Origin of the sequence: Mesoflavibacter zeaxanthinifaciens DSM 18436, assembly GCF_000422365.1 — a bacterium.
GTDB lineage: Bacteria > Bacteroidota > Bacteroidia > Flavobacteriales > Flavobacteriaceae > Mesoflavibacter > Mesoflavibacter zeaxanthinifaciens.
The window spans coordinates 57,409-76,575 of sequence record NZ_KE383820.1; the positions used below are offsets into that span (position 1 = coordinate 57,409).

At 32.9% G+C, this 19,167-nt stretch carries 20 protein-coding genes; 13 read left to right on the forward strand and 7 right to left on the reverse strand.

Features of this window, described 5'->3' with window-relative positions; translation table 11 throughout:
• Positions 1-101: 101 nt before the first annotated feature.
• The 3 genes from H574_RS0112365 to H574_RS14245 are packed head-to-tail and all read left to right on the forward strand — an operon-like array spanning position 102 to position 2,627.
• Positions 102-827 (forward strand): polyprenol monophosphomannose synthase, encoded by a 726-nt coding sequence (locus tag H574_RS0112365; RefSeq protein WP_027880880.1) that lies wholly within the window; start codon positions 102-104, stop codon positions 825-827.
• A 6-nt stretch (positions 828-833) separates the two neighbouring features.
• On the forward strand, positions 834-2,180 hold the full coding sequence (locus tag H574_RS0112370; protein WP_027880881.1) for a dihydroorotase: 1,347 nt from the start codon (positions 834-836) through the stop codon (positions 2,178-2,180).
• Positions 2,181-2,219: 39 nt separating this feature from the next.
• Positions 2,220-2,627, forward strand: coding sequence for a DUF4296 domain-containing protein (locus H574_RS14245; RefSeq protein ID WP_155912672.1), 408 nt, complete (start codon positions 2,220-2,222; stop codon positions 2,625-2,627).
• A 10-nt stretch (positions 2,628-2,637) separates the two neighbouring features.
• Here the strand turns inward: H574_RS14245 and H574_RS0112380 are convergent, their stop codons facing one another.
• Positions 2,638-3,648 (reverse strand): NAD-dependent epimerase/dehydratase family protein, encoded by a 1,011-nt coding sequence (locus H574_RS0112380; RefSeq protein ID WP_027880882.1) that lies wholly within the window; start codon positions 3,646-3,648, stop codon positions 2,638-2,640.
• A gap of 87 nt (positions 3,649-3,735) precedes the next feature.
• On the opposite strand from H574_RS0112380, the gene tyrS reads away from it, so the two are divergent.
• Positions 3,736-5,046 carry a tyrosine--tRNA ligase gene (gene tyrS / locus H574_RS0112385; RefSeq protein ID WP_027880883.1) on the forward strand — a complete coding sequence of 437 codons (1,311 nt, stop codon included), beginning with the start codon at positions 3,736-3,738 and terminating at the stop codon, positions 5,044-5,046.
• A 210-nt stretch (positions 5,047-5,256) separates the two neighbouring features.
• On the opposite strand, the gene H574_RS0112390 is transcribed toward tyrS, so the two are convergent.
• The 3 genes from H574_RS0112390 to H574_RS14480 all read right to left on the reverse strand — a co-directional run bounded on the left by H574_RS0112390 (position 5,257) and on the right by H574_RS14480 (position 9,570).
• Positions 5,257-6,237 carry a long-chain-fatty-acid--protein ligase gene (locus H574_RS0112390; protein ID WP_027880884.1) on the reverse strand — a complete coding sequence of 327 codons (981 nt, stop codon included), beginning with the start codon at positions 6,235-6,237 and terminating at the stop codon, positions 5,257-5,259.
• Positions 6,238-6,310: 73 nt separating this feature from the next.
• Positions 6,311-7,108 (reverse strand): T9SS type A sorting domain-containing protein, encoded by a 798-nt coding sequence (locus H574_RS14475; protein ID WP_051169892.1) that lies wholly within the window; start codon positions 7,106-7,108, stop codon positions 6,311-6,313.
• 95 nt (positions 7,109-7,203) lie between these two features.
• Positions 7,204-9,570: a T9SS type A sorting domain-containing protein gene (locus H574_RS14480; RefSeq protein ID WP_051169893.1), complete on the reverse strand. Its 2,367-nt coding sequence runs from the start codon at positions 9,568-9,570 to the stop codon at positions 7,204-7,206.
• Positions 9,571-9,840: 270 nt separating this feature from the next.
• Here H574_RS14480 and H574_RS0112405 point away from each other — a divergent pair, with 270 nt between their 5' ends.
• Together H574_RS0112405 and H574_RS0112410 are read left to right on the forward strand one after the other, a co-directional pair.
• Positions 9,841-10,524: a response regulator transcription factor gene (locus H574_RS0112405; protein ID WP_027880886.1), complete on the forward strand. Its 684-nt coding sequence runs from the start codon at positions 9,841-9,843 to the stop codon at positions 10,522-10,524.
• A gap of 79 nt (positions 10,525-10,603) precedes the next feature.
• Entirely contained in the window at positions 10,604-11,566 is a 963-nt protein-coding gene (locus H574_RS0112410) for a sensor histidine kinase (RefSeq protein WP_081653221.1), read from the forward strand.
• Here the strand turns inward: H574_RS0112410 and H574_RS0112415 are convergent.
• Complete coding sequence (locus H574_RS0112415; protein ID WP_027880888.1) at positions 11,547-12,602, reverse strand: glycosyltransferase; 1,056 nt, start codon at positions 12,600-12,602, stop codon at positions 11,547-11,549. The two genes, H574_RS0112410 and H574_RS0112415, sit on opposite strands and share 20 nt — an antisense overlap.
• A 186-nt stretch (positions 12,603-12,788) precedes the next feature.
• Here H574_RS0112415 and trmB point away from each other — a divergent pair, with 186 nt between their 5' ends.
• From trmB to H574_RS0112450, 7 genes are all read left to right on the forward strand, one after another.
• Positions 12,789-13,463 carry a tRNA (guanosine(46)-N7)-methyltransferase TrmB gene (gene trmB / locus H574_RS0112420; RefSeq protein WP_027880889.1) on the forward strand — a complete coding sequence of 225 codons (675 nt, stop codon included), beginning with the start codon at positions 12,789-12,791 and terminating at the stop codon, positions 13,461-13,463.
• A gap of 3 nt (positions 13,464-13,466) precedes the next feature.
• A complete protein-coding gene (locus H574_RS0112425) occupies positions 13,467-14,096 on the forward strand; it encodes a LysE family transporter (protein WP_027880890.1) in 630 nt (209 codons plus the stop codon).
• Entirely contained in the window at positions 14,093-14,422 is a 330-nt protein-coding gene (locus H574_RS0112430; protein ID WP_027880891.1) for an MGMT family protein, read from the forward strand. Before H574_RS0112425 ends, H574_RS0112430 begins: the two co-directional genes overlap by 4 nt.
• A gap of 135 nt (positions 14,423-14,557) precedes the next feature.
• Positions 14,558-15,697, forward strand: a complete 1,140-nt coding sequence (locus tag H574_RS0112435; RefSeq protein WP_027880892.1) for an Mrp/NBP35 family ATP-binding protein — start codon at positions 14,558-14,560, stop codon at positions 15,695-15,697.
• Positions 15,698-15,937, forward strand: a complete 240-nt coding sequence (locus H574_RS0112440; RefSeq protein WP_027880893.1) for a NifU family protein — start codon at positions 15,698-15,700, stop codon at positions 15,935-15,937. It abuts the gene before it with no gap.
• 183 nt (positions 15,938-16,120) lie between these two features.
• Positions 16,121-17,173 carry an NAD(P)/FAD-dependent oxidoreductase gene (locus H574_RS0112445; protein WP_027880894.1) on the forward strand — a complete coding sequence of 351 codons (1,053 nt, stop codon included), beginning with the start codon at positions 16,121-16,123 and terminating at the stop codon, positions 17,171-17,173.
• Between the two features lies 1 nt (position 17,174).
• The gene (locus tag H574_RS0112450) at positions 17,175-17,507 is read left to right on the forward strand and encodes a 2Fe-2S iron-sulfur cluster-binding family protein (protein ID WP_027880895.1); all 333 of its coding nucleotides are present in this window, start codon (positions 17,175-17,177) and stop codon (positions 17,505-17,507) included.
• Positions 17,508-17,563: 56 nt separating this feature from the next.
• Here H574_RS0112450 and H574_RS0112455 read toward each other — a convergent pair whose 3' ends face one another.
• On the reverse strand, positions 17,564-18,457 hold the full coding sequence (locus tag H574_RS0112455) for a metallophosphoesterase (protein WP_027880896.1): 894 nt from the start codon (positions 18,455-18,457) through the stop codon (positions 17,564-17,566).
• A 9-nt stretch (positions 18,458-18,466) separates the two neighbouring features.
• Positions 18,467-19,165 carry an SGNH/GDSL hydrolase family protein gene (locus H574_RS0112460; protein ID WP_036227643.1) on the reverse strand — a complete coding sequence of 233 codons (699 nt, stop codon included), beginning with the start codon at positions 19,163-19,165 and terminating at the stop codon, positions 18,467-18,469.
• Positions 19,166-19,167 lie beyond the last annotated feature (2 nt).

Genomic DNA, 19,167 nt, shown 5'->3' on the forward strand with positions numbered 1-19,167 from the left:
AATTATTACTTTTTAAAGCAAAAAAATGGCAATTATTAAGGTTTTTTTATAAACATTTAACCCTATAAAATGTACATTTGCCTAAATTTTTAAAAGAATTAATGCAAGACGCTATTGTCATTATACCAACGTATAACGAAGTTGAAAACATAGAAGCAATTATAAAAGCTGTTTTCAATTTAAAAAAAGAGTTCCATATTTTAGTGGTAGATGATAATTCTCCAGATGGAACTGCAAAAAAAGTACAGCGTCTTCAAGAACACTATCAAGACAAGTTGTTTTTGTCTGTTAGAAAAGAAAAATCTGGACTAGGAACAGCTTACATACATGGGTTTTATTGGGCTTTAGAAAAAGAATACAATTACATTTTTGAAATGGATGCAGATTTTTCTCATAACCCAAAAGATTTAGAAAAACTATATAAAGCGTGCCATGTAGATGGTGCAGACATAGCAATAGGATCAAGATATGTTAAAGGTGTAAATGTTGTAAATTGGCCATTAGGTCGTATAATCTTATCTTATGGTGCATCATTTTACGTTAGATTTATAACAGGAATGCGTATAAAAGACGCAACAGCAGGTTTTGTATGTTATAAAAGACAAGTTTTAGAGACACTAGACTTAGAAGATATAAAGTTTGTAGGTTACGCATTTCAAATAGAAATGAAATTTAAAGCATATTTAAAACGTTTTAAAATCGTAGAAATACCTGTTATTTTTGTAGACAGAATAAAAGGCGAATCTAAATTAAGTTCTAGCATCATATCCGAAGCCATTTTTGGAGTGATTGCTATGAAAATAAAAAGTATATTTAAAAAGAAATAAGGCATTATGCATCAAAAAATCACTTTAATAAAAAATGCAAAAATCGTTAACGAAGGAGAAATCGTTAATGGAGACATTTTAATAGAAGGCGAAATTATTACAAAAATAGCACCATCTATAAGTCCAAAATCTGCAGATGTTAATGTATTTGATGCAGAAGGACAATATGTTTTACCTGGTGCAATAGATGATCAGGTACATTTTAGAGAACCAGGTTTAACCCATAAAGCAAATATAGAAACCGAATCTAGAGCTGCAATTGCTGGTGGTATTACATCATTTATAGAAATGCCTAACACCAACCCGCAAACTACAACAATAGAAGCGTTAAACGATAAATTTGACCGTGCAGAAAAAACATCTTGGGCAAACTACTCGTTTATGTTTGGTGGTACAAATGATAATTTAGAAGAAATCCTTAAAGTCAATAAAAAAGAAGTTGCAGGATTAAAATTATTCTTAGGATCATCAACAGGAAATATGCTTGTAGATAATCCAGAAGTTTTAGAAAAAATCTTTAAAAGTACAGACCTTTTAATATCTGTACATTGTGAGGACGAAGCTACAATCAAAGCCAATTTAGAGATTTATAAAGAGCGTTACGGAGATGATATTCCTGTACACTTTCATCCAATAATTAGAAGTGAAGATGCGTGTTATTTATCGTCTTCTAAAGCAATAGAATTAGCAAAGAAAACAGGCGCAAGATTACACGTGTTTCACCTATCAACAGGAAAAGAAACCGAGCTGTTTGATAATAGCATACCATTAAAGGATAAAAAAATTACTGCCGAAGTTTGTATACATCACCTATGGTTTTGCGATAAAGATTATGACGAAAAAGGAACATTAATTAAATGGAATCCTGCTGTAAAAACAGAAAAAGATCGTGATCAATTATTAAAGGCGCTTTTAGATGATAAAATAGATGTTATTGCAACAGACCATGCACCTCATACATTTGAAGAAAAATCTAATGTCTACACAAAAGCACCTTCTGGCGGACCATTAGTACAACACGCTTTACCTGCATTATTAGAAATGCATCATGATGGTGATATTTCAATTGAGAAAATTGTAGAAAAGTTTTGCCACAATCCTGCAATCTTATTTGATGTAGAAAAACGAGGTTTTATAAAAGAAGGCTATTACGCAGATTTAGTAATAGTTAACTTAAATAACCCTTGGACCGTTAAAAAAGAGAATATTTTATATAAATGTGGTTGGTCTCCGTTTGAAGGTACTACCTTTAAATCTAGGATTACCCATACGTTTATAAACGGTGGTTTAGCATACAAAAACTTTAAGTTTTATGATACCAAGTATGCAAAACGATTAACTTTTGATAGATAATTTATAGTGAAACACAGTAGCCTTTTTTACCTTTTAGTTTTGACACTGTTTGTGTCTTGTTATGATATAGAAAAACCAGAAAAACCAAAAGATTTACTCTCTGAAGATAAAATGGTTGATGTTTTGGTAGAGATTTCTATTATGTCTTCTGCTAAAGGAATAAATAAGCGTATACTAGAAAATAATGGCATAAAACCAGTTGAGTATATTTATAAAAAACATGGCATAGATAGTATGCAATTTGTTAATAGCAACACTTACTATTCTCATGATATAGAAGTCTATGACAAAATTTACGATAAAGTAAAAGACAGTGTTACAAAGCTAAGAGATAAGTATAAAGCCATTCAAAATAAAGAAAAGAAAAAAAAGGAAAAGGAGAAAAAAGAGTTAAAGAAAGCAGAGTTAAAACTAGACCAAAATCTTATTGAAAAAGAAACTAATTAAGTTTTAAACTTTACTTTAAATCGTTTTTAAATAAACTAGTCGTAGTCTTTATACTTTTATCTATTGGTAAAAATTCAAAACCTATAGCGTCTTTAATTTTATTATTACTGTAAATAGTTGTTGTAACTGCGCTATTTGCGGTTTGCTTAGATAAGACTCTACGTTTTTTAGTTAATTTATGTTTTAGCCAATCCAAACGCCAAGCAATATTTAACAACCAAGGTTTAGCTTCTTTTTGTGGCGGTTTTACACCTAAGTAATTAGCGGTTTTGGTAAAAAAATCTTTAAAAGATAAGTTTTCAGAAACTAGAATATAGCGTTCGTTTTTTACATCGCTTTTTACAAGTTGTATCATTGCTTTTACAACATCATTAACATCAACATATCCTGTAGATCCTGTGGTGTAATATTTTAGTCCGTTGTAAATCATTTTTATTAAACTGCCACTACCGTAGCGCCAAATACCAGGTCCAATAATAACACCAGGATTAACAATTACAGCGTCCAAACCTTCTTGTGTACCGCGCCAAACTTCAAGTTCTGCACCATATTTAGTAATGGCATAAACGCTGTTATCAATTTCTTTATTCCATTCGGTTTCTTCAGTAATAGCCTTGTTGTTTAAAGAAGCGCCTAAAGCAGCAATAGAGCTAACGTAACATAGTTTTTCAACTTTATGATCAATACAAAAGTTAACAATATTTGCGGTACCTTTTATATTTGTCTTTTGCAACAAATTAAACTTATCAGGTTCAAAACTTACAAATGCGGCGCAATGGTACACGTGTGTTATGTCTTTAAAAGCTTCGGTAAGTTGTGGTATATTGTTTAGATCTGCTTTAACCCATTCAATAGTATCAAATAAAGCGTCTGCATTGTTGGTATAATAGCCAAAAATACGTTTAACGGTATCAAATTTTTTTTCATTTCTATAAATCGCACGTATTGGCTGGTTTTCATTTAATAAATGAAACAACAAATGTGCGCCAACTAATCCCGTTCCTCCTGTGACTAAAATCATGTTACTAAAGTAATAAATATAAGATATTGTACAGATTTTATGGCACTATTTTTATCTTTGTGGCTTCATTAAATAAAATAATTTAAGATGGCAAACGCACTTGTAGAAGAATTACGTTGGAGAGGTATGGTACACGACATCATGCCTGGAACAGAAGAGCAACTTGATAAAGAAATGACTACTGCTTATATAGGATTTGATCCAACATCAGATTCTTTACATATAGGTAGTTTAGTGCCAATTATTTTGTTAGTGCATTTAAAAAAAGCAGGTCATAAACCAATTGCTTTAGTTGGTGGTGCAACGGGTATGATTGGTGATCCTTCTGGTAAAAGTGACGAGCGTAACTTATTAGACGAAGCAACACTAAACCATAATGTAGCTGGTATTAAAAGTGTATTGTCTCGCTTTTTAGATTTTAACTCTACAGAAAAAAACGCACCAGTTTTAGTTAATAACTATGACTGGATGAAAAACTTTAGCTTTATAGATTTTGCACGTGATGTTGGTAAGCGTATTACCGTAAACTACATGATGGCAAAAGACTCTGTAAAAAAGCGTTTTAGTGGCGAAGAAGGTAGCGTTGGTATGAGCTTTACCGAGTTTACTTACCAATTAATCCAAGGGTACGATTTTTACCATTTACACAAAACCTTAAATTGTAAATTACAAATGGGTGGAAGTGACCAATGGGGAAACATAACTACAGGAACAGAACTTGTTAGACGTATGAATGTTGGCGACGATACCGCAAAAGCATACGCTATGACTTGCCCATTAATTACTAAAGCAGACGGATCTAAATTTGGTAAAAGTGAAGGTGGTAACGTATGGTTAGATGCCGATAAAACTAGCGTGTATAAATTCTACCAGTTTTGGTTAAATACTACAGATGAAGATGCAGAAAAGTACATTAAAATCTTTACGTTTTTAGATAAAGACACGATAGATACTTTAATTGCAGAACATAAAGAAAACCCTGGTTTTAGAGCTTTACAGAAAAAGTTAGCTGAAGAGGTAACAACCTTTGTACACAGTAAAGAGGAATATGAAAATGCAGTAAAAGCATCTCAAATCCTTTTTAGTAAAGACTTTAAAAACGATATCAAACAACTAAACGAAAGTTTATTTTTAGATGTTTTTGAAGGTGTGCCACAAGCTGAGGTAAGTAAAGATAAAATAGACGCTGGTTTAGATATGATTGCAGCACTGTCTGCCGAGACTAACTTTTTAGCAAGTAATGGCGAAGCACGTCGTGCGTTAAAAGAAAACTCGGTAGCTGTTAATAAAGACAAAGTTGCTGAAGATTATACCATAACGACAGAAGATCTAATTAACGATAAGTATGTTGTAATTAATAGAGGTAAGAAAAAGACCTTTATTATAAAAGTGATTTAATTGTCGCTTTGAGCGCAGTCGAGAAGTTTTGAATAAATTAAAGAAAGGTCTCGACTACGCTAGACCTGACACTATACTTAAAAAATATAAATAAAATTAAAAGCCTGTTTTCAAAAATTTGAAAACAGGCTTTTTTTACAAAAATTAGCTAATCAACTAAATCTAATTTTTCTTTTTCGTTTATAGTTTGTCGTATGTGGTAACTTGTCCTTACAACACCATTAGATTACAACCTCTAATATCACTATTATCAAAACGACCAATAACCTCAAAGCTACCGTTATTAAGTGGTTTGCCTAAGTCTTGCGTTGCAATAAAAGCACAAGAGTTTATATTAGCTAAATCTATAACATTAATGCCTCCTGTTTTTTTGGTGTCAAAAACGGTTAAAGCATCTTCTGTATCTCTAGTTAAAATTTTCATCCAAGGTGGACAGTTAAACACACCGTTACCCTTAGAATACGCTTGACTTAAAAGTTCGGTCATGCCATATTCGCTATGTATTTGGTCAACACCAAAACCAGATTTTAAAAGTTGGTGTAACTCTTCTCTAATTATTTCTTTGCGTTTACCTTTCATACCACCAGTTTCCATAATAATGGTATTATTAAGGTTGAATTGATAACGCTCTACCAAATCTAAAAGTGCAAAAGACACGCCAATTAGTAGTGTTTTTTTACCTTCATTTTCAAGTTGAAGTAAAGTGTCTTTTAATTCGTCTAAATTATTTAAATAAAATCCGCTTTTAGGCTGTTTAGAGTCTTTAATTAAATGATCTACCATATAGACTAAAGACGAACCTTCGCGTTCTAAATAATTAGGTAATAACGCCAAGATGGTATAATCTTCTACATTACCATAAAAATGTGCAAATCCTTTTTTAAAACTATCTTCGTAAACCTTTAAATTGGTAACATGGTGTTTACTTGTTATTTGTCCTGTAGTACCACTACTAGAAAAAGTAATTTCGGTTGGTGTGTTAGCGCTTAAAACGTCGTGCGATTTAAAAAACTGAATAGGTAAAAACGGTATTTGATGTAGTGCTGTAACATCACTTGGGTTTTTGTACAATAAATCACAAAAAGAACGATACACGTTATTATTTTCGTACTGAAATTTAAACACGTTTAAAGCATGTGTTTTAAACGCCTCTTCTGTAGTAATGTTAAAGATGTCTTTTGTATTTATCATAGGATTACAAAAGTATAGAAAATAAAAAAGCGTTGCCAATAGCAACGCTTTTAAAATTTATATCAAATAAGGATTACTCTATAACTAATTTTTTAGTCGTTGATGCTCCGTTTTGCTCTATGTTTAATAAGTACATACCAGCTTTTAAGTTAGATACGTTTAAACGGTTAGTCGTTAATGTTTGTTTAACAACTTGTTTACCTAAAACATCAAAAACTGTTACGTTAATAGCATCGTTAGATGTAGTTTTAATGTTAACAAAACCGTTTGTTACAGGGTTTGGATATACAGAAAATTCTGCAGTTTCAAAGTTTTTGTTTGAAAGAGTTGAAGCATCAGTCCAAGAAAATTGATCAACCATTATTCTTTCAGTTGTCCCATTAGAAATAAATCTAATTTTGATGTTATCATTAACACTATTTATAGTTCCTGAAAATAAAGTAAAATCAGATGAATCAGATAATGTTGTATTATTAATTGTTGCAACATTAGTCCAAGTTGTTCCATCAATAGAGTATTCTAAAGAAAAGTCTGGTGATGGACTAGCGTCCCATCTTCTTACTTGAACATCAAATGTTGTAACACCACCAGAAGCGATATTAAAAGTTAGACTAGATGTAGAATTATTTCTTAACCTAACAGAATAAGCAGAGTTTAAATAAGTTCTATCAAAACCATCTTGAGTACCATCAGTTTCTCTTAAAGTACTATTTGATGTAAAAGAGAATACACCATCAGAGTAAACTTGAGAACTATATCCTGACCCAAGAGTTGTCCAATTAGCAGCTGTATCAAAATCTATAGTTGTTGTAATTTGTGCACTTAAGTTAAGTGAGATAAGTGCTAAAAATAAAAAGTAAAATTTTTTCATTTGTGTGTTTTATTTAAATTCAGTTCAAATCTAGCAAAAAAAAAGAGTTATCTAATTGTAGATAACTCTCTTTTAACAATAGCTTAATATAGCTTTTATTCTATAACTAACTTCTTAGTTGTAGAAGCTCCGTTTTGTTCTATGTTTAATAAGTACACACCAGCTTTTAAGTTAGATACGTTTAATGTATCGTTACTTAATGTTTTAGTGATTACTTTTTTACCTAATAAGTCAAACACAGTTACGTTTACAGCGCTGTTAGACGTTGTTTTGATGTTTACATAACCTTTGTTAGTTGGGTTAGGGTAAATGCTAAAGTTAGCTTGTTCAAACTCTGTGTTTGATAATGCAGGATTATCATTTTCTGAACCAGGAGAGAATTGAACAGGAGTAGTTGTATGTGATAAGTGTTGTACAAAAGCACCAGTAAAGTCTGGCTCTCTAGCTATAGACTGGTTGTTACCGCCTTCACTACCATAAGTATACTCTGCAACAGTTACACCGCCAGCATTTTTAATAGTTACAGTATCACCACCGTTATTTAGTCCTAATACACCAGTTGAAGCAACTTGAGACATACCGCTAATACCTGTTGGCGTACCACCACCAAATACAGTTATAAATGTGTTAGGAGCTAACATTGTTCCTGCAGGGAATACGTGTCTATCAGAAGCTCCATCTGCAATTACGTAATCTGTTAAATCTATTGCTACAGTACCTGTGTTGTATAATTCTACAAACTCATCTTGAGAAGTGTCAACAGTTCCGTCTCCGTTAGCATCACCTGTAGTTGCATCTGGATCAGATAAAATCTCATTAATTACTAAGAAAGAAGGATCGCAGTTAGTTGCAAAAACAGTACCAGAGATAGTTGTACCATCACAGTCACCACCGTTAATTGTTAAATCCCAAGCATCACCTTCACCTAAACCAGTAATTGTAATTGTTCCGTCTGTTACAGTTGCAGGATCATCTCCACCAATTGTACCAGCAGAAGTAGTTGATAAAGAAGTAATAGTACCTTCAACACCTGTATAAGGAATTTCAATAGTTACCATATCGTTTCCAGCTCCAGTAGTGTTACCTAAGCATACGATATTTTCTTCACCTAATATTAAATCACAAACCGCACAGTTAGAAGTTGGTCTTGTTCCTAAAGTTGGGCAAGCTCCAAAAGCATCTAAAGATACGTTTGATAAGTCCCAACCAGAATAACCATCGGCACCATCATCAATATATTGAATACCGATATACACATCTGTACCAGTAGCAGCAGTTAAGTCTACCTCGTAAGAACCAGCAGCTGTTATTGTTTGAGCAGTTGTCCAAGAAGATCCAGTTGGGCAACCAGAGTAAGCATCTGTATAAGCAATATTTAAATCTGTTACACCAAAAGCTTCAGCAGCATCAAACGCTAAAGTTAAATCTGTTACACCAGTCATATCTAAAGGACCAAATACTAACCAGCTTTCTACAGGCTCAGCACATCCACCACCACAAAAAGCGTTAGCAGAGTATGTTCCGCCAGATTCAGACCAAGTACCGTTGTTGTTACCACTAGAGTTTGTTGTTACAGCAACAAGTTCGAATAATTCTGTACCATTACTTAAATCAAAACAAGTGTTTGGAGTTGGGTCACATAAATCGGCAGCTATCGTACCAGAAGCAGTTATTGCTCCACAATCACCACCAACTAGGTTAATATCCCAAGCGTCACCTTCAGTTAAACCTGTAATTGTAATAATTCCGTCAGTAGTTACAGCAGGATTATCTCCACCAACTGTACCACCAGAAGTAGTTGTTACAGCCGTAACTGCAGCATCAAGACCTGTGTAAGGGATTTGTACAGTAACACTATCGTTATTGTCACCTATAACATTTGTATTACAGATGTAAGACGCACTATCAAAAGTTACACCACAAGATGTAGAAAAAGCTGTCCAAGTAAAGTTGTCAACCATTATTCTTTCTGTTGTTCCATTAGATATAATTCTTACTCCAACATTAGAGTTAGCACTGTTTATTGTACCGTTAATTGTTTTCCAATCAGAATCATCTGTAACAGTAGCATCAATTACAGAAGATGTACTCCAAGAAGCACCGTTATCAGTAGTTGTTTCAACAGTAAAATTTGTAGCAGGATTTCCGTCCCAACGTCTAGCTTGAAAAGAAAATGTTCCAATTCCACCAGATCCAACAATCATTGTTAGGGATGTACCTGAATTATTTCTTAATCTAAAAGAATATGTTCCGAAAGCACCAGAAAAGCCATCTTGTGCAGAAGTTGTATTTCTTAACACATCTACACCAGTTGCAGTGAAGTTTGTATCAGTGTAAGTGTAGTCTCCATACCCAGAAGGTGCTGGACTCCAGTTTCCGTCGGTATCAAAGTCAATTGTTCCTTGTGCAGAAACAAATGATAGTGATAAAACCGTTAAAAGTAAAAAGTAAAATTTTTTCATAATTAATAGTTATAAATTGTGAGTTACAAATATACACAGATTTTTGTCTTACAAGTAAGTTACAAAACACTAATGCTATTTTTTACAATTATATAACATGATATTTTAACTACTTGGTAAGCAAAAGATTGTAAATTACATAAACCTAAAAACTTAGGTTAGGTTATAAGTTGTAATTAATGTTATTTAATTGTTATCAATGGATTAAATAGATAATTTAATTTTAATAATTTTATCTTTACGTTATTATTTTAACACAAAGTCATTCTGATGAATAAGAAAGATATTAAAATTCTTTTAGTAGACGACGAGCCAGATATTCTTGAAATAGTAGGCTATAATTTAAGTGCAGAAGGTTACCAAGTCATTACTGCAGATAACGGTATTAAAGCTGTTAAAAAAGCAAAAAAAGAAAAACCACACCTTATTATATTAGATGTGATGATGCCAGAAATGGATGGTATTGAAGCTTGCGAAGCTATTAGAAAAGTACCAGAATTAAGCAGCACAATTATTACATTTTTAACCGCAAGAGGAGAAGACTACTCTCAAGTAGCAGGTTTTGATGCTGGTGCAGACGATTATATTACTAAACCAATTAAGCCAAAAGTGTTAATAAGTAAAGTAAAAGCACTTTTAAGACGATTAAAATCTGAAGATACTAACCAATCGGTTATAAAAATTGGTAAGCTTACCATTAATAGAGACGAATACAAGATTATTTTAGGAAACGAAGAGATTATTTTACCAAGAAAAGAATTTGAACTCTTATCTTTGTTGGCATCAAAACCAGGTAAAGTCTTTAAAAGAGAAGATATTTTAGACCGCGTTTGGGGTAACGAAGTCGTAGTTGGCGGACGTACCATAGATGTACACATAAGAAAACTAAGAGAAAAAATTGGCGACGATAGCTTTAAAACTGTAAAAGGTGTTGGCTATAAATTTGTAGAATAACTTTTATTTGAAACTAAAAAAAACATACAAGTTTGCATTAAAAACTTCGTTTTTAATCACCGTATTTTTAACGCTCTTAATGAGTGTTTTTTTGTATATGTTTTACGCAATAAACATATTACATATACTTTTCTTTGCTTTTTTTACGTATTCATTTTCCTTTTTAATTATTCAATATAGAGTAGAAAAATTCATCTATAAAAGAATAAACAAAATTTACAAAGACCTTACCTTATTAGAGTCTGCTAGTTTTAGAAAGCATAGTATTACTACAGATATGGCAACGCTAACTAGGCAAATAGATAAATATGCCAAAGACAAAAAGTTAGAGATAGAAACTTTAAAGGTTAGAGAAGAATACCGTAAAGAGTTTATGGGTAACGTATCGCACGAGCTTAAAACACCATTATTTACAGTACAAGGTTATATAGAAACATTGCTTGACGGCGCAATGAAAGATAAAAACGTAGCCGAAAAATATCTAGAAAGAGCCAACAAAGGTGTAGAACGATTAATATATATCGTAAAAGACCTAGATATGATTACCAAATTAGAAGTAGGAGATTTACGACTTAATATGACCACTTTTGATATTGTAGATCTAGTAAAAAGTGTTTTTGACTTATTAGAAATGAAAGCTGCTAAGAAAAAAATTAGTCTAATGTTTGATATGGACTACAAACAACCAATACTGGTAAAAGGTGATGAAGAGCGTATCCAGCAAGTGTTAACCAACTTAGTCGTAAACTCAATTAAATATGGTCATCAAAACGGTACTACAGAGATTAGTATAGAAAGGCTTATTAAAAACAAAGTTATAGTAAGAGTCACTGATAATGGCGAAGGTATAGGTAAAGAACATTTACCAAGACTTTTTGAGCGTTTTTACCGTGTAGACAAAAGCGGATCGCGTAAAGAAGGCGGATCTGGTTTAGGACTATCTATAGTAAAACACATTATAGAAGCACACGACGAAAAAATCTATGTAGAAAGTGAAGAAAACGTAGGTAGCGAGTTTTCTTTTACGCTAGAAAAAGCTTAAACAAATCACTAAAGTTTGTTTTACAATCTAAAGCATCAAATCCAGTAAAATCTTTAACTCTATCAAGTTGCTTTAAAGAAAATTCTTTTTGGTTACAACTAGGTATAATACCTTGTTCGTTTAAATTTTGGGCTATATATTCTTGTTCAAACTGTCCTGGTGTAGGAATAAAAAATGCTTTTTTACCTAGTTTAGCTAAGTCCATAACAGTTGTATATCCAGACCTAGAAATTACCAAATCACAACTATTTAAAGCTGTTTGTAAATCTGCAGAAGTCATAAAATTATAAATGGTAAACTGTTGCTTAGTTTCAATACGTTGCTCACCTTCAATCTTACCTTTTACAAATAAGATATTACCATTATAGTCTGCTAATTCTTTAAATAATTTTTGCTCTAATAATCCACGTTGTGGCTCAGGACCAGATAACAAGACCATGATATCAAACTTAGAAGGAATAAGTGTTTTTTCTAACCTGCTTAATGCGCCAATATATTTAATAGGTAAAAGTTTAGTAGTAAAATCATGTCCTAATTTACCACTTAAATTAGGTGTGTTTTCAAAATCTGGTACCCAACATTCATCAAACTTTTTAAGATAATAATCATGTAAAGAGGTGCTTAACTTTGTGGTCATTCCGCTTAAAACATTAAGCTGATGAGTAATAAACACCGACGGAATTTTAGAACAATATACACCCATTCTGTTATCAGAGATTATACCTTCAATAGCATAATCGTGTACAATTTTTTTAATCGCTAAATGTTCTTTTAAAATAGCTTTTTTAATCTTAGGTAGTTGTCTAAAAAGGCGCCATTTAAAGCTAGATTTGGATTTGGAGTAAGTAACATTGTAAGCAGGTAATTCAATAAAGACAACCTGTTTAAATTCTTTTTTAAGCAGCGCTAAAGCAGCACCATCAGAAGCAATAATAGGTTCAAAATTTTGTTCAATTAACGCATTAATAATAGGTATGCAACGTGTAGCATGACCAATTCCCCAATTAAGAGGCGCAACAAGAATTCTTTTTTTCATTATAAAAATTTGGGCGTTACCACAAGGGTCAGGCTGTCCGTTATATCTTTTTTTGCCATATATGGTAGCAAAAAAAGGATGTCACTTCCATCCTTAACGCAAAAAAGCTAATTTCAAAGATAAGTATAATAGTACTAAGGTATATTTCCTTAATTTTACGCCGGAAATAACAAATTGTTAAAACAAGTGGGAAGCAAAAACAAATTAAAACGATTTCAAGAAAACGAAACATTTGATAATGTATTTCAACCAACAAGAAGTCAGTTGGTAGATATGGATTACCAATACAAAGGACAATGGAATGCACAAGTGTTTAAAAATAATAACCCAATTGTTCTAGAGTTAGGATGCGGTAAAGGCGAGTATACAGTTGCTTTAGCAAAAAAATATCCAAATAAAAACTTTATAGGGATAGATATTAAAGGCGCACGTTTTTGGAGAGGCGCAAAAACAGCTGTAGAAGAAAACATACCAAACGCTGCATTTATACGTACTCAAATAGAATTAATAGAATATGTTTTTGCAGAAAACGAAGTGGATGAAATTTGGATCACCTTTCCAGATCCACAAATTAAATATAAGCGTACAAAACACCGCATGACCAATTCTGAGTTTTTAAAACGCTACAAAAAAGTATTAAAACCAGATGGCGTAATGAATCTTAAAACCGACTCTGAGTTTATGCATGGTTACACCTTAGGTCTGTTACATGGCGAAGGACATGAAGTGTTGTACTCTAACAACGATGTGTATAGACAAGAAGGAAGTCCAGAAGAAGTTACAAGTATACAAACCTTTTACGAAGGTCAATATTTAGAACAAAACAAACCAATTACGTATATTAGATTCAAAATAAAATAACCTTTGGGCCTTACAATTACATTTTTTTTAAGTCTAATTATTGCATTAGTAGGTGTTATACCACCAGGATTGCTTAATATGACAGCAGCAAAAATTAGCTTAAAAGAAGGCTATAATCGTGGTTTGGTTTTTTCTGTTGGCGTTTGTGTTGTTGTTATTTTTCAAACCTTAATAGCAGTAATATTTGCAAGGTATTTAAGTAAGCATCCAGAGATAATAAAAATACTTCAACGTGTAGCTTTTGTACTTTTTGTGTTAATCGCTATTTACTTTTTTGTTTTAGCTAAAAAGAAACCACAACCCAAAATAGAACAAACCAGACGCAGTAAACACAGTCGTTTTTTCTATGGTATGCTGTTATCTGCTTTAAACGTTTTCCCAATACCTTACCAAGCTTATATGAGTTTGACTTTAGCAGGTTTTGGATGGTTAACTTTTGATAAAACTGGTATTGCATCTTACGTCGCAGGAGCAGCAACTGGTACTTTTGTAATGCTTTATGTGTATGTGTTTTTATTCGAAAAAATTAAAAGCAAACGTATAAAGTCTCAAAAAAACATGAACTTTAGTATCGGTATCATCACAGCTGTTATAGCAATAGTCACGCTAATTAATATCATTAAAGACTTATGAAGCCAGAAACCTTAAGTTTTTACGAGAAGGTTTATGAGGTCGCAAGACAAATTCCTTATGGAAGAGTAACATCTTACGGTGCAATTGCAAATTATTTAGGAGCAAAAAGAAGCGCAAGATTAGTAGGTTACGCTATGAATGGTTCTGCAGGAAAAGACGTACCAGCACATCGTGTGGTAAATAGAAAAGGTTTGTTAACCGGTAAGCATCATTTTGAAGGTACTAACCTAATGCAACAGCTGTTAGAAAGCGAAGGTGTTAAGGTGAAAGATAATCAAATTCAAAATTTTGAAATGGTGTTTTGGGATCCTTCTAAAAGTTTATAAATTTCCCTTATTTCACCATAAAAAAACTTGCAATAACAACAGCTTAACTTCACTTAATAAGTAGTATATTTGCATTTTAGAAATAGCCTTTATAAAACACGTTAAAAAATTGATTTTTAGCACAATATTTTAAAGATGAAGTTAAGCAAACAAGATATACTTAAAGCACTAGAAACTATAACAGTACCAGGCGAAGGGCAAAACATGGTAGAAAGCGGATCTGTAACTAACGTAGTTACTTTTGGAGACGAAGTTATAGTAGATATTACAATAAAAAACCCATCATTACAAGCACGTAAAAAAACAGAAGTAGAAATTTTGCAAGCCATACACAAACATGTGTACGAAAAAGCAAAAATAAAAGTAAACGTAAAGGTTGACGCGCCAGAAAAACCACAAGCAAACACCATTAAAGGAAAACCAATACCAGGTATTCAAAATATTGTTGCAGTAGCATCGGGTAAAGGTGGTGTAGGTAAATCTACAGTTACCGCTAACATAGCAATTATGTTAGCAAAAATGGGCTTTAAAGTAGGTGTTTTAGATGCAGATATTTATGGACCATCAATGCCAATTATGTTTGATGTAGAAATGGAAAAACCATTATCTGTAACAGTAGACGGTAAATCCAAAATGAAACCTGTAGAAAATTACGGTGTAAAAATATTATCTATAGGCTTTTTTACAAAACCAGACCAAGCTGTAATTTGGCGTGGACCTATGGCTGCAAAAGCATTAAATCAAATGATATTTGATGCTGCTTGGGGCGAGCTAGATTTCTTACTATTAGACTTGCCTCCAGGAACAGGAGATATTCATTTAAGTATTATGCAATCTTTACCAATTACAGGAGCAGTAGTAGTAAGTACACCACAAAACGTTGCTTTAGCAGATGCTAAAAAAGGAGTGGCTATGTTCCAACAAGACAGTATAAACGTACCCGTTTTAGGAATTATAGAAAATATGGCTTACTTTACACCAGAAGAGTTGCCAAACAACAAATACTATATCTTTGGTAAAGAAGGCGCAAAACATCTAGCAGAAGATTTAGATGTGCCATTATTAGGAGAAATTCCTTTAGTACAAAGTATTAGAGAAGCAGGAGATGTTGGTCGTCCAGCAGCAATGCAAGTCGCAACACCAACAGAGAAAGCTTTTGAAAAACTAACACAAAACGTCGTGCAAGAAGTGGTAAATCGTAACGAAAACTTACCAGAAACCGAAGCGATAAAAATTACAACTATGGCAGGTTGTTCTGCGGTAAATAAAAAATAAATGACAGCACAAGAACTAAAAACAAACGTAGAAAAAGCTCTAGAAGAAATCCGTCCATTTTTACAAAATGATGGCGGAGATATAGAGTTAATCTCTATAGAAAATAACGAGGTTATCGTACAACTTCAAGGTGCATGTACCTCATGTAGTGTCAACCAAATGACTTTAAAATCTGGTGTAGAGATGACTATAAAAAAATACGCTCCACAGATAGAAAAAGTTACAAATGTTGGTGTTTAGGGCGTTACCACAAGGGTCGCGCTATCCGTTATATCTTTTTTTGCAACTACCTATAGACTAAAAATCAAAGTACAGTTAGCAAAAAAAGGATGCCACTACTATCGCTAACGCAAGCGTAAAGCTGACAAAAGTCATAAGCCACAATACATTAACCTTTTACATTTGCACAAAACAATCTAAAAAATGATTAAAACAGATATACTAATCATAGGCGCAGGACCAACAGGTTTATTTGCAGTCTTTGAAGCAGGATTATTAAAACTAAAATGTCATTTAATAGACGCATTACCACAACCAGGTGGACAATGTTCAGAGTTATATCCTAAAAAACCAATCTACGATATACCAGCATATCCAGAAATTTTAGCAGGAGATTTAACCGACAAGTTAATGGAACAATGCAAACAGTTTGAGCCAGGTTTTACGTTAGGAGAGCGCGCAGATACCATAGAAAAACAAGACGACGGGACTTTTATTGTAACTACAAACAAAGGAACAAAACACCATGCGCCAGTTGTGGCAATAGCAGGTGGATTAGGTAGTTTTGAGCCACGTAAACCTTTAATAGATAATCTGGCAGATTACGAAGATAAAGGTGTAGAATACATGATAAAAGAGCCAGAACTATACCGTGGTAAAAAGGTAGTTATTGCTGGTGGAGGCGACTCTGCTTTAGATTGGAGTATCTTTTTAAGTGATGTAGCAGAAGAGGTTACTTTAATACACAGGCGTAACGAGTTTAGAGGTCATTTAGATTCCGTAGAAAAAGTACAAGAATTAAAATCTGCAGGAAAAATTAATTTAATTACTCCAGCAGAAGTAATAGGTATAGAAGGTGATGGCAAAGTAGAAGCGGTAACCATTAAGCAAGACGCAAAAACTTACAAAAAAGAATGTGATCATTTTGTGCCTTTATTTGGTTTGTCTCCAAAATTAGGACCAATAGCAAATTGGGGACTAGAAATAGAGAAAAATGCCATTAAAGTAAACAATGCGTTAGATTATCAAACAAACATACCTGGTATTTATGCTATTGGAGACGTTAACACATATCCTGGTAAATTAAAGTTAATACTTTGTGGTTTTCATGAAGCAACTTTAATGTGTCAATCTGCTTATCAAATTATTAATCCAGGTAAACGTTATGTGTTAAAATATACAACTGTTGCAGGAGTAGATGGTTTTGATGGTACACGTAAAGAAGCTCCAAAAGCAGTAGTAAAAAAGATTGAATAAAATGGAGCAAGACGTTAATATTAAAATTACCGATCGTGATGGTGTTGTACATGAAGTTGTAGCACCAACAGATATGGCAATGAATTTAATGGAAGTTGTACGTAGTTACGAGCTAGCACCAGAAGGTACTATTGGTATTTGTGGTGGTATGGCTATGTGTGCAAGTTGTCAATGTTATGTTTTAAGCGATACCGAATTACCAGAAATGCAAGATGACGAAGAGGCAATGCTAAGCGAAGCTTTTTACGTAAAAGATAACTCAAGATTAGGTTGTCAAATACAAATAACACCAGAATTAGAAGGTTTAGAAGTAGAGCTTGCTCCTGAAAGTTAATTTTTTAATTGAAATTCAATTTTATAAATAGATTCCTGCTTTATGCAGGAATTTTTTTATCTATAATCTACCAATCTTCTTGGTCCTTCTAACAATACTCTTACAATTTGAAGCGTGCCATCTTCTTTAGTAGCAATTTGCCATTTTATTAAAGATATTGCTCCATTTTCTATTTCAATACCAGTGATGCTTCTAGGATGTACACAACTACCATCATTAAAAAAAGCAATGTCACCAGGTTCAGGAAAACGTGGTCTGTGTGTATGGCCAACAATGGTCATTAGATTGTTATTGTCTGTAATCCATTTTTTGGTACGACGTTCTACTTTAATTAATTCTTTGTAGTTTTTTGCAGGACTTGTTGGATCTGCAATTCCCATAACATTTAATGGTTTCCATAAAATTCTAACTAAAAACCGACTCCATTTCCAGAAGTTGTAATTCCACCAATCTGCTTGATGACCATGCGTTAAAAAAATCTCTTGATTAGTGTCTTTGTGTTTTAAAACTATAGCTTCATGATATTTAATATCGCCAAAAAGTTCTACATCTTCACCAACTTTTGGGTCAAAGTAGGTAGATAGATTTTTTTTGACTGTATCAGGATTACGATACACCATATCATGATTTCCCCAAATCATATGCAAACGGTTCTTTTTATGAAACAGTTGCATTAATTCATAAACGTTTTTATGTGCGTTTAAAATGGAGGAGAAAGAAATGTTTTCCCAAAGCTCATCACCATCGCCAAGTTCGGCATAATTAAAACCTTCAACGTAGTAGTGCTTTAATGCGTGGTAATAGATGTTTCGATTATTGGCAAAGTCGTCTGCAAAACTATTGTCACCACGATGACAATCGCTAAATAGTATAAATTTTGAGTCGTCATCAAAAGGAACAACGTGAGCGTTTTGATAAGCTCGGTCTAATCTTTTCTTTGCTGAAAACATAATCTTACGCTAAAGTTTTTCTAAAGCGTAAGGTAATAAACGTTCTACAAATAAACTATAGGCTTTTTCGGAAGGATGTAAACCATCAGAAGCAACTAAATCTGTGTCTTCAAATCCGTTTCTGGTTATGTCTGTAATGTTTACAAAAGTAATGTTATTAGTGTTGCAATAATTTTCCGCGAAAGCGTTATAGGCATCAATTTCTGAAGAAATTGTAGTGTTTCCGTTTCCAAAAGGTGTAAACGCATAATCAGGAATTGAAACGACAATAACTCTATTTTTATCGCCTTTTGCTTTTGTAATTGCAATATCAACTAGTTCTGGAAATTCGGTTTCATAAATTGAAAAATCTTTTCCTTGATATTGATTATTTACACCAATTAGTAAGGTGACTAAATCGTAGTTGTTTGGTAGATTTTCGTTGCTAATTCCGTTTAATAAATTGGTCGTAGTCCATCCTGTTGTTGCTACAACCTTTAAATTGAAAGCAGTATTTTCTGTATTATTAATTAAGCTGTCTTTAAGTTGTTCAGGAAAGCGACACGTTTCGCAAACACTTTCTCCAATCGTGTAACTATCACCCAAGGATAATAGTCTGTAATTGGTTGTTTGTAGTGTTTCAATATTGTTAGATTGATTGCTATCTGTTGCGTTACAGCACAAAAACAATATAAAAATAACAGAAATAAAAAGCGTTAATTGTTTCATAA

Coding starts and splice junctions, on each gene's coding strand:
- H574_RS0112365 (WP_027880880.1), top strand. CDS start 102: ATGCAAGACGCTATTGTCATTATACCAACGTATAACGAAGTTGAAAAC.
- H574_RS0112370 (WP_027880881.1), top strand. CDS start 834: ATGCATCAAAAAATCACTTTAATAAAAAATGCAAAAATCGTTAACGAA.
- H574_RS0112380 (WP_027880882.1), bottom strand. CDS start 3,648: ATGATTTTAGTCACAGGAGGAACGGGATTAGTTGGCGCACATTTGTTG.
- tyrS (WP_027880883.1), top strand. CDS start 3,736: ATGGCAAACGCACTTGTAGAAGAATTACGTTGGAGAGGTATGGTACAC.
- H574_RS0112390 (WP_027880884.1), bottom strand. CDS start 6,237: ATGATAAATACAAAAGACATCTTTAACATTACTACAGAAGAGGCGTTT.
- H574_RS14475 (WP_051169892.1), bottom strand. CDS start 7,108: ATGAAAAAATTTTACTTTTTATTTTTAGCACTTATCTCACTTAACTTA.
- H574_RS14480 (WP_051169893.1), bottom strand. CDS start 9,570: ATGAAAAAATTTTACTTTTTACTTTTAACGGTTTTATCACTATCATTT.
- H574_RS0112405 (WP_027880886.1), top strand. CDS start 9,841: ATGAATAAGAAAGATATTAAAATTCTTTTAGTAGACGACGAGCCAGAT.
- H574_RS0112410 (WP_081653221.1), top strand. CDS start 10,604: ATGAGTGTTTTTTTGTATATGTTTTACGCAATAAACATATTACATATA.
- H574_RS0112415 (WP_027880888.1), bottom strand. CDS start 12,602: ATGAAAAAAAGAATTCTTGTTGCGCCTCTTAATTGGGGAATTGGTCAT.
- H574_RS0112430 (WP_027880891.1), top strand. CDS start 14,093: ATGAAGCCAGAAACCTTAAGTTTTTACGAGAAGGTTTATGAGGTCGCA.
- H574_RS0112435 (WP_027880892.1), top strand. CDS start 14,558: ATGAAGTTAAGCAAACAAGATATACTTAAAGCACTAGAAACTATAACA.
- H574_RS0112440 (WP_027880893.1), top strand. CDS start 15,698: ATGACAGCACAAGAACTAAAAACAAACGTAGAAAAAGCTCTAGAAGAA.
- H574_RS0112445 (WP_027880894.1), top strand. CDS start 16,121: ATGATTAAAACAGATATACTAATCATAGGCGCAGGACCAACAGGTTTA.
- H574_RS0112450 (WP_027880895.1), top strand. CDS start 17,175: ATGGAGCAAGACGTTAATATTAAAATTACCGATCGTGATGGTGTTGTA.
- H574_RS0112455 (WP_027880896.1), bottom strand. CDS start 18,457: ATGTTTTCAGCAAAGAAAAGATTAGACCGAGCTTATCAAAACGCTCAC.
- H574_RS0112460 (WP_036227643.1), bottom strand. CDS start 19,165: ATGAAACAATTAACGCTTTTTATTTCTGTTATTTTTATATTGTTTTTG.